At 39.0% G+C, this 13,221-nt stretch carries 11 protein-coding genes and 2 tRNA genes; 6 read left to right on the plus strand and 7 right to left on the minus strand.

Going from position 1 to position 13,221, the window contains the following annotated elements:
- Positions 1–48: 48 nt before the first annotated feature.
- From JG479_RS08775 to JG479_RS08790, 4 genes are all read right to left on the minus strand, one after another.
- Positions 49–1,296 (minus strand): amidohydrolase family protein, encoded by a 1,248-nt coding sequence (locus tag JG479_RS08775; RefSeq protein ID WP_138489161.1) that lies wholly within the window; start codon positions 1,294–1,296, stop codon positions 49–51.
- A 12-nt stretch (positions 1,297–1,308) separates the two neighbouring features.
- Positions 1,309–2,691 carry an amidohydrolase gene (locus JG479_RS08780; RefSeq protein ID WP_200218728.1) on the minus strand — a complete coding sequence of 461 codons (1,383 nt, stop codon included), beginning with the start codon at positions 2,689–2,691 and terminating at the stop codon, positions 1,309–1,311.
- A gap of 100 nt (positions 2,692–2,791) precedes the next feature.
- A complete protein-coding gene (locus tag JG479_RS08785; RefSeq protein ID WP_002962505.1) occupies positions 2,792–3,577 on the minus strand; it encodes a hypothetical protein in 786 nt (261 codons plus the stop codon).
- Between the two features lie 225 nt (positions 3,578–3,802).
- Positions 3,803–4,495, minus strand: a complete 693-nt coding sequence (locus JG479_RS08790) for a hypothetical protein (RefSeq protein WP_002962506.1) — start codon at positions 4,493–4,495, stop codon at positions 3,803–3,805.
- Positions 4,496–4,619: 124 nt separating this feature from the next.
- On the opposite strand from JG479_RS08790, the gene JG479_RS08795 reads away from it, so the two are divergent.
- Entirely contained in the window at positions 4,620–5,492 is an 873-nt protein-coding gene (locus JG479_RS08795) for a fructosamine kinase family protein (protein ID WP_200218731.1), read from the plus strand.
- A gap of 103 nt (positions 5,493–5,595) precedes the next feature.
- Positions 5,596–5,799, plus strand: coding sequence for a CPXCG motif-containing cysteine-rich protein (locus JG479_RS08800; RefSeq protein ID WP_002962509.1), 204 nt, complete (start codon positions 5,596–5,598; stop codon positions 5,797–5,799).
- A gap of 1 nt (position 5,800) precedes the next feature.
- On the opposite strand, the gene JG479_RS08805 is transcribed toward JG479_RS08800, so the two are convergent.
- Positions 5,801–6,427: a riboflavin synthase gene (locus tag JG479_RS08805; protein ID WP_002962511.1), complete on the minus strand. Its 627-nt coding sequence runs from the start codon at positions 6,425–6,427 to the stop codon at positions 5,801–5,803.
- 128 nt (positions 6,428–6,555) lie between these two features.
- Here JG479_RS08805 and JG479_RS08810 point away from each other — a divergent pair, with 128 nt between their 5' ends.
- The 4 genes from JG479_RS08810 (at position 6,556) to JG479_RS08825 (ending at position 9,434) form a co-directional block, all read left to right on the plus strand.
- Positions 6,556–7,926, plus strand: coding sequence for an MATE family efflux transporter (locus JG479_RS08810; RefSeq protein ID WP_200218733.1), 1,371 nt, complete (start codon positions 6,556–6,558; stop codon positions 7,924–7,926).
- On the plus strand, positions 7,907–8,953 hold the full coding sequence (locus JG479_RS08815; RefSeq protein ID WP_200220330.1) for a DUF3080 family protein: 1,047 nt from the start codon (positions 7,907–7,909) through the stop codon (positions 8,951–8,953). The genes JG479_RS08810 and JG479_RS08815 overlap by 20 nt, the downstream gene beginning before the upstream one ends.
- Positions 8,954–9,066: 113 nt before the next feature.
- Positions 9,067–9,143 (plus strand) — tRNA-Val (locus tag JG479_RS08820).
- A gap of 214 nt (positions 9,144–9,357) precedes the next feature.
- A tRNA-Val gene (locus tag JG479_RS08825) sits at positions 9,358–9,434 on the plus strand.
- A gap of 357 nt (positions 9,435–9,791) precedes the next feature.
- On the opposite strand, the gene JG479_RS08830 is transcribed toward JG479_RS08825, so the two are convergent.
- Both JG479_RS08830 and JG479_RS08835 read right to left on the minus strand, forming a co-directional pair.
- Positions 9,792–10,940, minus strand: coding sequence for a N(5)-(carboxyethyl)ornithine synthase (locus JG479_RS08830; protein ID WP_200218736.1), 1,149 nt, complete (start codon positions 10,938–10,940; stop codon positions 9,792–9,794).
- A gap of 510 nt (positions 10,941–11,450) precedes the next feature.
- Positions 11,451–13,175: a glycoside hydrolase family 9 protein gene (locus JG479_RS08835; protein ID WP_101163041.1), complete on the minus strand. Its 1,725-nt coding sequence runs from the start codon at positions 13,173–13,175 to the stop codon at positions 11,451–11,453.
- Between the last annotated feature and the right edge of the window lie 46 nt (positions 13,176–13,221).

The raw sequence follows: 13,221 nt of genomic DNA on the forward strand, positions 1-13,221 counted from the left end.
TTTTTAACGCAGTTACCGTCAGATTTAATCCCTCAAATTGATTAAGTATTATTGCGGGTTGGTATAAGCACGTGGCATTTTTGAATCTGTCGTATAGCGGTCACGCAGTTTATCTTGACGAGATTGTGTAGAAACCTCAACGCCATTAATAAACATTTTGCTCACATGGCTGCTTAGCTCAAACGGGTCATTACTCCATATTACTACATCAGCAGCTTTGCCTACTTCAAGGCTACCTGCATTAATACCAAATACATCAGCAACGTTTGATGTAAGCGCTTTTAACGCACCTTCTTGGCTCATACCGTACGACACAGCATTACCAGCATCAAAACGCAGCTGATAAATATTGTGACTTGCATCACCACCTACCGTTAATAATACTTTAACGCCTGCTTTTTCAAGCACACTAGCATTATCTAAACTCGCATGAAGCGAATCAAAGCTTCCTGGTAAGCTATCCATTGCACTAATAATCACTGGAATATTTGCTTTAGCAACGCGCTCTTTTACTACAACAGCATCTTGCGCGCCGTTAAGTACTAGGTTAATACCAAATTGCTCTTTTACTTTAATTAGCTCAATAATATCCGCCGCACGCGAAACGCCAACCACTAATGGCATTTCACCACTGAGTACTTTTGCCATTACTTTATCTTCAGTACTTGGCTTGTCATCGTCTTTTTTCGCTTTTTTACCAGCTTTAGTTTTGTGCTCATCAAGCTTATTAATAAGTGTTTGCAAAGTAAAAGCACGTGAGCCTTTACTGCGTTCACCTAAGTAAACAATTAAAGCCGCTTGTTTTTGCATGTCGCTGTCAAAACTACCACTTAAATCAACAACACTGGCAAGGCCTGAAAAAATGCTATCGCCGCCATGAGGAGTAATTACATCGCGTGTTACACCGCCTTTACGAGCGTAAGGAATTAAGCTTGAATGTGCGTTGTAAGCAAGGCTTACATCAAAATCAATACCGGCTTTTTCTTCCCCTGCATCGCGAGAGCCTGCAACTGCACTTACTTCAACCAAACCAAGTTGATTAATACTTGCTATAAAGCCTGGGGTTACAATTTGCCCCTTTGCATCAATAATTTGATCTACTTTAATTTCAGTTGGGTTAATCGCTGTGATTTTACCATCTGTCATTACAATGCTTGCCGCTTCTAATACGCCTTGATCAGAAGACGTATGCAATGTTGCATTAATAATTGCTAGTGATTGTGCGCTTACAGCACCAGATGCTAATAATCCTGCAGCAACCAGAGAAAGCGAAAACGAACGTGATAAATTTTTCATTCTGGGTGCTCCTTATTGTTGACCTAACATAAAATCACTTGTTGCTTGGTACGCGCTGTCGTTTCTATCGTAAACTTTTGCACCATCAACAAACACTTGTTCAGCTTTAGCATAGACACTAAATGGGCTTTGATTCCAAATAACAACATCGCCCTGCTTACCGGCTTCTAGTGAACCTGTTTTGTCATCAATACCTAACGATTTAGCAGCGTTAGACGTGATCCATTTAATAGCGTGTTGCTCAGAAATATCAAAACCATTTTCGTTAGCTCGGTACATCACTTTGCCCGCTTCTTGGTTTAAACGCTGAATAGTAGTATCTGAATCTGAGTGAACAACTGCACACGAGTTTTTAACCGCATCAACAATAGCCACGTTTTCTTGAACCATGTCGTAGGCTTCCATTTTAAAGCCCCACCAGTCAGGCCAAAGTGCAGCACACGAACCATTCTCAGCAAGTAAGTCAGCAATTTTATATGCTTCTACACCGTGATGAAAAGTACCTGCGTGGTAACCAAATTCTTTTGACAGGTCAATCATCATTGCCATTTCTTCTGCTTTATAACAATGATTATGAATACGTACTTCGCCTTCAAGCACACCGCGTAGCGTATCGTGTTTAATATCACGTACTGGTGCTTCTGGGTTTAAACCGGCTTCGTAATCGGCATCGTATTTATCCCATGCACGTTTGTACTCAGCGGCTTCAGCCCAGGCCATACGGTAACCAGCCATATTACCCATACGGGTTGAAGGCAATACACCTTGACGACCATAAACACGTTTAGGGTTTTCACCACACGCCATTTTTAAACCATACGGCGCCTCTGGAAATTTCATCCCTTGCATAGTGTGCGCTGGTACGTTTTTAAGCGTAACACCGCGTCCACCAAATAAGTTAGCTGAGCCTGGTAAAATTTGTAGAGAAGTAATGCCGCCTTCGCGTGCACGATTAAAGCCTGGGTCTTGTGGCCAAACGGAATGCTCAACCCACACTTCTGCAGTGTTAGGGCTGGTCATTTCGTTACCATCTTGATGCGACTCGACCGAAGGACTTGGGTATGCGCCTAAATGTGAATGCACGTCAATAATACCCGGTGTTACCCATTTTCCTTGTGCATCAATTGTAATATCAGCAGTGGCTGTTAAGTCTTTACCGACTTGTTGTACTTTACCGTCAACAAGTAATACATCAGCCTCATCTAAACGCTCACCAGTACCTGTCAGTACTGTTGCATTTGTAATAAGAGTGCTTGATGTAGAAAGTGGCTGATAAGTACTTGGGTAAGGATTTTTGTTAATTGTTATTTTATCGTCTTGTGGGCCGTTTTCTTGGCAGCCTACAAGTGCAGCAGCTAAGCCAACCGCTAATAAAGAAGGTGCAAATTTTTGCATGTTGTTTGGATCTCCTGTTTTTTTGCTACTTTAGCGAAACCTAAAGGATAAAGCCAAAAAAACAGGTGAAAACGCAGTTAATTAAGATGAATTTCTGTAATTATTTCTTTATATAATTGTTATACAGCTTTTCAAGAGCACCTTCGGTGGTAAGCGAGGGATCTTTACTAATAAAGTGCTTAACCGTACGCGTTACAAAATCTGAGTTTTGCTTATGTAGCTTAGAAAAATCTTTAATAAGTGTATTACCATCTTTAGCCGCAGTTACTTTGTCATGACGATGACGATACTGGCTCAATGCTTTATTAAAATCACCTTGGTAGTCTTCAACCAAAATTTTATAAAAGTCGCTTTTTTGAACATTTAAATCGTTAATGCAGTAATTTAGCGCTTCTTTAAAGTCGGTAAATATCATGCCTTCTACATCAAACTCTTTTGTTTTTTCGCGCACTGCTACTTTGGCATCTTCTGTGGCATAGCTAAAACCCGTAAAGGCTAAACGCTCAGCGGCTTCTTTGCCTAATTTCATACCCGCTTGAATACTATGGGCAAACTCGTCGCTCATGTCGCCAAGTTCGCTTTCTTCCCACATGTTATAAACGCGCAGCGGTTTAGCATATTTATTTGAGAGCTTTTTTTTAAGCTTGGTAAAGCGCTCATCAATCGTCATCAGTCTTTCGTTATGTAAAAGTGCGTGGCACTCATAACACGCAGGGATTGAGATAAAGTCAGCCTCTTCACCTAAATCAACAATACTTTGTAGCATATGCAGTGGCGGACAATGATCGCGCTCTGTCGCTTCACAGCCACAATAAAAACACTGATTAAAATGCTGCTGATCGCACGCGTATGCTTGCTGATAATAACTGGCTAACGTTTTGCTCACCGTTGCTCCTAAAAAAACATGACTAAATTATGGGGGCGATAATAACAGCCTGAAAAAATAAGTTATACCAATTGCATTAAATTAGTGCTCTATTATTTCGCTAAAAAGTAGTGCAATAACAGGCACAAATAACAACGTGTAGTTATTCTATACAAATAATTTTTAACGCAGTAAGTACACTATTTAATGCAATAGAATGATTATGCTTTTTATTAGTCGCTAGATTTAAATAACGGCCGCTATTAAACCAAATAAACCACCAAACACACCGCCCCATACTACAAGCCAGCCTAGGTGCTCGCGGATCATGGTCTGAATAATCTCTTTAACCATTTTAGGAGTAAGCTCATCTAAGCGCTCATCAACTAGTTTAAGCACCGTTTCATGTAGGCTTTCTGCGCTATTACCTTGTGAAAGTGTTTGGCTTACTAATGCTTTAAAGTCGTCAGTTTGAGAAATCTCACTAAGCGACAATTGCATTTTTTCAATAAACTTTTCACGCATCGGCTCTATTGCCGCTGTACCGCCAAACATTCCTAGCATACTACCAAACTGAGACTGCTCTATTACCTCTAACAAATTGTCGAATGCAGGGTTTAAATCAACATTGCTAATTATTGGCTCAAAGTCGATATTGGGCTGCGCTTTATTGAGTAAATTATTAATTTTTTGCTCTGAAAAAAACTCCGTTAATATCAGGTTTCGTATAGCGACTTTAAAGCTTTCAAACTTAAGCGCTATAACACCAGAACCATATAAAAACGGGACTTTTTCGAATAACATATGAATGGCTAATAAATTAGTTACCGCGCCAGAAAGTGCAAATAAACCAACAGACAACACAATTGCTTGGTTAAACATAAAACCTACAACAACACATAAACCCGCTAGCAAATTGGTTATTAAACTTTTGTTCATTTTAACTCCACTACAGTAAGTGTAATTTTATTCAATATAGCCGTTAATTTTACAACGTTTAGATTGTTAAATTAATACCTTTTTGCCATAGTTTAAGTATCTGTTTAAAAGGCGAGCAATTGTTATGTGGAAAACAGTAAATGAGCACATCAGCCGAGCCATCAATTTTGACTTTAAGTACACCTACAAACGCCAATTACAAAGTACAAACACCGACAAACTATTTCATATTACCAATGGTACGCATAACTACTTCGTTAAAATAGCACTAAAAAGCGAGCTCGAGCGTTTAGAAAGTGAATTTGTTGGCTTAAAGCTTTTGGCGCAAAATAGTAATTTTAAAGTACCTGAATGTATTACAACTGGTGCAAATATAGAGTTTTCGTTTATTGTTTTACAATGGCTTGTTTTAGATAAACAACCCCACGACACGTGGACTAATATGGGTCGCAACCTCGCTAAAATGCATCAAAAACATGACCAAGCTATGTTTGGCTTTGATGTAGATAATTACCTAGCCACAACCATACAGCCAAACCGCTGGCACAAAAAGTGGGATGTATTTTACGCCGAAGAGCGTATAGGGTGGCAATTACAACTACTCGCTGAAAAAGGCATTAACTTTATTGAGCCCGAACGCTTAATTAATACCGTAAAAGAGCAACTACATAGCCATCAGGTACAACCTTCATTACTGCATGGCGATTTTTGGCGTGGCAATATGGGATTTTTAAAAGCAGAACCAACAATATTTAACCCGGCTTGTTATTATGGTGATCGGGAAGTGGATATTGCAATGAGCGAACTATTTGCCCCCCTGCCTAAAGACTTTTATAGCGCCTATAACGCGCACTACCCGCTTTCTCAAAATTACGAAAAGCGTAAGTCAATATACCAGCTATACCCTATTTTAAATCACGCCAACATCTTTGCCGGTCACTATCTGACTGAAGCTAAACAACATATAGAAAAGCTGGTATTTGAAGGTATAAAATAAGTGTCATAAGCTGCATTTCAGCACTATATTTAATGAGTAAGTAGACGTTCATCTGTAAGCGATTAAGTTGAACCTAACTTAATTATTTATAACTGGAGTGATTATGAAAGATTTTTTATCACAACGAATAACGTGCCCACACTGCGGACACCACATACATCTAGACTTAGACGCAAGCAGCGGCGATCAAGACTATATAGAAGATTGCACTGCCTGCTGTAACCCAATTCATTTAAATATGCATATAGACCATGCTAATAATAAATTGGAGCTACACGTAGACAGTGACGACGAACAAATATTTTAACTTAAGCCTGATGGCGTAAGTAGTTCTCTACCGTATTTACAATAGTGTAAGTTTGCTGATCAACTTCAATATTAAACTTGTCACCCACTTGCGCTGCACCAATGTTTGTAATGGCGAGCGTTTCCGGAATTAGGTGTATCCAAAAACCTTGTTCATCAACTTCGCCTACGGTTAAGCTTGCGCCATTTATAGCAACAAAGCCTTTATATAACACGTACTTTTGCCACTCTTTTGGCAAGCTTAATTGTATTTTGCAGTTATTCTCAAGCTTCACTATTTGAGAGATTTGTGACGTACAATGAATATGCCCAGACACTATATGCCCACCTAGCTCAGTACCAAACGTAACAGAGCGTTCGTAATTTACTAAGCTACCTAGCTCAAGCAGGCCTAAATTAGTTAACTTTAGGGTTTCGTCAATCACATCAAAATGCACTTGCGCCACCACATCATGATTACTTAGCTCAACTTGCACAACCGTTAAACAACAGCCATTAATAGCAATACTTGCGCCTAAATCTAAATGCTTAACGTACTCATCGCTCACCGATACAACTAAGCGTAACACACCATCAGCATGAGTTTTAGAGACCACTGTTGCTTGTGTTTGCACTATTCCTGTAAACATAAAATCACTTAAAATTATTACAAAGTGCTAGTTTAACGTATCAACTCATAAAATCATTCACTACTGTGATTTTTATTTGAAACGCAATAGATTACAATTGCCGCCTGTTTTATTTAATAGCTTTTTTTATGACCTTTTGCAATTGGGAAGCCAAGCGTTTACTTTCCCTAGCCTTACCTGTTTTTTTAGCACAAGTTACACTTATTTTAATGTCGGTAGTCGACACAATTATGGCCGGCCAAGTTAGCCCTACTGACTTAGCTGCACTTTCTATTGCAACAGGAATATGGAACCCATTATTACTTGCTCTGCAAGGTATTTTATTAGCGCTTACTGGTATTATTGCGCAGTTTTCGGGCAGCGATGACCGCAAAGGCATTAGCCACTATTTTCAACAAGCGCTTTATTTAACCGCTATTTTAAGCTTTACAGGTTTTGGTATTGCCCATTTAGCAGATGCCATTATTTTAAAGCTCGATACAACGCCTGCTATTGCAAACCTTGCCATTGACTACATCCATTTTGTGAAATGGGGTGTGTTTGGATTTTTAATTTTTACAGTATACAGAAACGTTACCGAAGGCATGGGGATGACCAAACCCGCTTTTTACATAAGCCTATTAGGTTTAGCCGTTAATATTCCAGTAAATTATATTTTCATAAATGGCTTATTTGGTTTTCCTGCTTATGGCGGCGCAGGCTGTGGCATTGCCACAGCAATTGTTTTAACTGTTATGGCAATAGCACAAGTTACTTACTGCCAAATGAGTAAAAAGGTAGATGCTAAAGGCCTGCTTTCATCATTCGAAAAACCTAATTTCACTACCATTGGTATTATTACTAAGCTAGGTATACCAATTTCACTTGCCACCTTTTTTGAAGTCACTTTATTTGCGTGTATACCGCTATTTATAGCGCATTTAGGTGCAGTGGCTGTATCGGGGCATCAAATAGCAGCGAGTGTAACTACATTGCTGTTTATGATGCCGCTAAGCCTCTCTATCGCTATAAGTATTCGTATTGGTAATCTATATGGTCAAAATAATTTACAGCAGTTAAAAGTTGCCGTATCGACTAGTTACATATTAGCTATTGTAATTGCACTATTTTTGGCACTTATGACTTTTACAGGTCGTGATTTAATTAGCCAACTTTATACCGACAGTCCCGCTGTAATGGCTCTAGCTTCATCAATTATGATACTAGCGTGTGTCTACCAGTTACCCGATGCATTACAGGTTGCTGCAAATGGCATGCTTCGTGGGTTAAAATACACCACGCCTATATCGTATATTACGTTTATATCGTATTGGTTAATCGGCTTTTGTTTAGGTTACGTATTAGCAAGAACAGACATAATTGTGCCAGCTATGGGGCCGCATGGCTTTTGGGTTGGAATAATAGTAGGCCTTAGTGTCGCTGCTATTTTATTAATGCTAACAGTAAGAAAGCGTCTAAAATATGAATTTGCTAACAGTGATGCACTCAATCAAAACTAATAAGCTCAGCCTTAAATCATTACCAGCTGCTTTGTTGGTAATGTGTTTTTTAATGCTTACTGGCTGCAACAAACCACAAAGTAGTGTAAACGCTACTTATATTGAACGCTTAAGTAGCACAGTTAATGCAAGTCCAACACAGCCTACGCCGCTCAAGCAACTCCCTTTACTGCAGCCTCCCCCAATAGCACAAAGTGACTTAACACTGAGTATTGTTGAGCTTGCAGGCATTAGCCAATGTAAGCTTAACGTACTTATAAGTGAGCACAACAACCAATTAGGAAAAACAGCCAGCGCTGCTGGGCAATTAAAATATCAAATAAACTTTATTAAAAGTGCGCAGGTTTGCTTAAATACGCTTGATAAAAATAGCCCTAGTTACACAAAAATACTCGCAGCCAAAAACTATAAAGAAACACACCTAATGTACTTTTTTAATACCATGTTATTTAATGAACCTGAGTTAAATCGTACCTGGCAACTCACCTCAAACGAGCTCACTACTGAACCCGCTGGTTTTAGCGATACCGTATTTGCGCTAAAGCAACTTGTACTCATTAAGCAGCAAATTAAGGCTAAAGAATTTAGTACAATTAATAGCGATTCTATTTTTAGCGCACTCGAGCAGCTTAATAAATTTCAATTTAACCAAGCACTCATTCAATCAGTCCGTATGCAGGTCGTGTTAAATAACAACGCCACACAGTTTGTAAAAACACTAAACTTTAATACGCTGTGCCCAGAGGATAAAAATAATAAAAACGCAAAAATCATAAGCAACGTATTTCAAAAGTTTTACCTAAAAGAAATTCAGCCCTATCAAGCGCAATTAACTGGTTATCTAGAGGTACTACAACCGCTTTATAACGAGCTTTGGTTTAACGAAAGTATCTCAAGCCCTCAAATTAATAACTTAGTCAAAACGGGCTCGACAAGTAACTTACTGAACTTACTTAAAAGCTCAGCTAAAAAACATGTGGTTTGGTGGCAAGGTTTTTATAAAACGTGTGAAATAAACCCAATATGAATAAAAAAGCGGCAAATAAACTCAAAAACAACAAACTTGCTTGATTCACCAACCGCCACGCTATATATTAGCCGCCGTTGTTAAGCAATTAACACTTACTTAAATAAAGTAATACGACTGTAGCTCAGTTGGTTAGAGCACTACCTTGACATGGTAGGGGTCGGTGGTTCGAATCCACTCAGTCGTACCAACATTAATGAAACGTATAATTGAAGGAAAGAGCACTATCTACTCTTGACCACCCGGTCCAAGGGTCAGTAGTTCGAATCCACTCAGTCGTACCAACATTTAAAAAAGTATAATTAAAGGAAAAAGCACTACCTACTCTTGATCACCCGGTCCAAGGGTCAGTAGTTCGAATCCATTTAGTCGTACCAACATTTAAGTAAAACCTCAAAAATTGTACGACTGTAGCTCAGTTGGTTAGAGCACTACCTTGACATGGTAGGGGTCGGTGGTTCGAATCCACTCAGTCGTACCACTTCAAAGTAATAAAAAAACCGAAGAAAAAGCACTACCCACTCTTGAGTACCCGGTCCAATGGCCAGTAGTTCCAATCCACTCAGTCGTACCACTTCAAAGTAATGATAAAACCTAAAAACCCAAAGAAAAAGCACTAGCCACTCTTGATCACCCAGTCCAAAGATCAGCAGTTCGAATCCACACAATTGTTAAGCATATCAGGTAGCCTTATAAATTGTGGGTGTTCGTTTTATCAAAACTTTTAGGATTTAAGTTCTCCAGTTTACTATCAGTCAACAAACACTTCGCCTTAAAATTACTAGCACTAAGACGAAGCGAACCCCCTAATGTAAAATTAGATTAGAGATAGATATAATCATTGTGTTATTACGTTATAAGGGTAAATGTTTTCGCGGTTTTGGAATGCCAAAATAGCCGTATTTTTAATTATTCCTTGCTCAATGTTTATTGCACGTCGAATGGTTTCATCTTTTTGCCACTGTAAAGCACCTTTAAGTATCGTTTGTAAATAAACTATGAGCGCCGCAGAGATTGAACGCGTCGCGCTTTCCCATAAATAACTCGGTGTATGATCAACGCCATAATAATCCGTGTTGTTATATCGAAATAAAGGTTTTTTAAACGTTGTCGGCTTTGCGAAAAAGAATCCCATCCCCTCATCACAGCTAACATCAATAATTAAGCTGTTTGGTTTTAAGCAGTCGGCCTCTGATTCAATTACAAAGTTAACCGGATGAGCTGTTTCTTGATAAGTCCCGTTCACGATAATATCGGCTTCGCTAATAAGATCGCTAAGTGGTCGATTAGTCCCATCATGTTCAACAACCATCATGCGAGCTTCCCCTTTAACACCTTCTCGTACCTTAACATAGTGACAATCTAATATTTCTTCACGCACTTCGTGATCAGGGCGCTGAATACAAATTGTAATATCTCTAAAGCCATGCGCTTTAAGAGCGTAAATAGCGCCTCTACTCACTGCACCAAAACTAAATATAATCGTTTTACGTTGATCGCCATAATGACCATCAATACCCTTAAGTTGCAATGCATGTATTACAGCGCAATACCCTGCCATTTCATTGTTTTTATAAAAAGTATGGCGCCCTACATTTCCGTTTGGTGACCACACATACATATCTTCAAAAGCAATTAAGGTAAGTTTACGCTCTATCGCCGCTTGTGTTATTTCATGCTGTTGAACGCAGTGGGCATAGCCCCAAATAGTGCCTCCTTCGCGCATTTCTTCTAAGTCAGCAAGTACAGGCTTTGCAATAATGGCAGTGCCAATATGGGTAAGTATTTCGCTGCGCGATGCAATGCCACCCGTTAACGTTGCAATATATTCATCGCTAACATTAAAAGCGGTGCCATAGCCTTGTTCAAACACCATTTGTTTTCTAAGATTTTCGGGAATTCGTAATAAATGCTCTGGGTGAATAGGATACCGTCTTTCATCTGTCTTGCGGGATGTTCCGATAACGCCGATAGTTAATTCACTCATGCTAAGTCCTGTTTATAAAGTAAGTACGCTTGAGTTCACCAACGAATCATCATACTTCGCCAATAAACTTAGGCGGTGTTTTTTCTGTACGTTTTTGGCTCGGATGAACCAACTCTATTTTACAAAGGTGTAATTTTGACAATAAATAATGAAGAGCAGTGAGTTAACTTGCATTGAGTTGCAAGCTGAAGACTATTACCTTTTGAGTAAAAGTGCTGACTGAGTATATCAGAAATAAGTATTACTAACTTGGGTATCTCAAACTGAAATAAAGGGAGTACTCGATAATTACTGAAGTTTTACCTTAGTGATTTACTTTTTAGAGCAGATTTAATGAGCTTTGTATTGGGTTAGCTGAACGTTTGGCTTTTATATTAGCGTCGGGTATGTGCCATGAAGGGGCATTCATAACCCTTAATGTATGAAGTCAAGATTGGACCCCTTTGATTGATGCAAAGTTAAAGTTGTATATCAGTGAGCTATAACGATTGTAAAATACTCAAATAAATCTCACCGGCTAACAAACGCTCCCAGCACATATACAAGCGGCGCATTCCAATTAATTGCCACTTCGTTCGTTGAGTAACTACACCAGCTATCGCTGTATGATTTTGCAGGTTCGTTGGAATCATAGTTACACTCATCCTGCTGCCCAGCTTGGGGACCGCCAACTAACATACCTGGTACTGGAGCTGTAATGCCATCACTTTGTGAAATTCGATGATGCGGGTGTTGTGGTGTTTTATCACCAAAACCAGTAACAAACGAATACCCTGTTGGGTTGCGTCCTAAAATGTAATCAACAAGCCCTTGCGCAGCCTTTAAGTACTGCGAATTATTATTTAACTCAGCGGCTTGTAGCAAAACTATCGCTTTATTTAACGCTGCTGAATTACTTCCCCACACAAAGTCAGACTTTTCCATCGCAACAATATATGGGCTATTTTTATGTTGTTTTAAATACACATCAGCTAAGTGTTTTTGCTTTATTTTAAGATCTTCGTATTCTTGTTCACTCAATAAATCTTTTGCCTTAAACAGTAAACTGCTTAAAGAAAGATACGATACATTTCTCCATGAAGGAGCTGAATAATGAATATTTATCTCTTTGTAAGTATTATAAAAACCTTTATCTCTAGTTGTTATAAATAACTCTGCAGCGGCCCAAGCAAACTCATCTTTTAGCTGATTATCACCATACTCTCCACTTTTAATATCATCAGGTTGCTCATAATATTGGGTTTGATTTTCAAGCGAGTACTTCCATGCGTTAATTGCAGCCGCTAAATATTGCTTACTTTTATTGGGATAATAGGGAGCAATTACTCTACTGGCCACCGATAACGTCGCGGCAAAATCAAGGCTAGCCGCTGTGCTTTTTCCTATCATGTAGCGCGCTCTTTTATCTTCATGCGGCATTTCATAGCCTGGCCATTCACACGTTGTGAGTTTATGATAAACACCCCCATCATCGCTTTGCATAGTGATCAGCCATTCAAGGTTCCATAGTGCTTCGTTTATAATATCGGGGACGTCATCTGACGATTCAGGGATGTTTAATATTTGCTTTTGATACACTTCAGGGTAGTGCTCAAACGCCGCAAGTAATGTGTACGTGGTAATACCAGAATTAACAACATACTTGCCATAATCGCCCGCATCGTACCAGCCTTTTTGAGATTGCACCTCTTTCGCTTTAAAGTCATCGCCTTGCTCTGCTGATGAGTGATAAAGCACGTCGTCGTCTTTATGCCCTAAAGGCCGCGCATAAATACCTGCATACTTTTTCTCTATTACAATACTTGAACGATTTAAGTAATAGTATTTTAACGCCGCTGTATGAATCGAGTCATATACATGATTATTAATTGAGAATACGGCAGAATCTCTCACTCCTTTTACACGTAAAAGGTAATCTCCTGGTGTTACAATATCTGTAAATTCAGCGCGTTTAAAGGTGTCATTTCCTGAGTTGTCCCACATTTTAGCGTGTGATAACTGGCCGCTACGTATTATTTTATTAGTATTTACATCCACTAAATCATAAGTAGTCGCGGTTACATTTGGCACTATTGCTATTTTTTCGCTATTAACTAAATAACCAAGCTGATTAACTGCTATTTTTTGATTAGATGACTCTGTGCTCAGTTTACTAAAATCATCTTTTACTACCGCCGTGCATGCACTCAAGAAAAGCACAGCGATTAACGTTAATTTTAAAACAACATTTTTCATAATGCCCTTTCCGTATGCGCATAAATTCAAGCGAAAATACAACAAG

Source organism: Pseudoalteromonas sp. LC2018020214, from assembly GCF_016598755.1.
Classification (GTDB): domain Bacteria; phylum Pseudomonadota; class Gammaproteobacteria; order Enterobacterales; family Alteromonadaceae; genus Pseudoalteromonas; species Pseudoalteromonas distincta.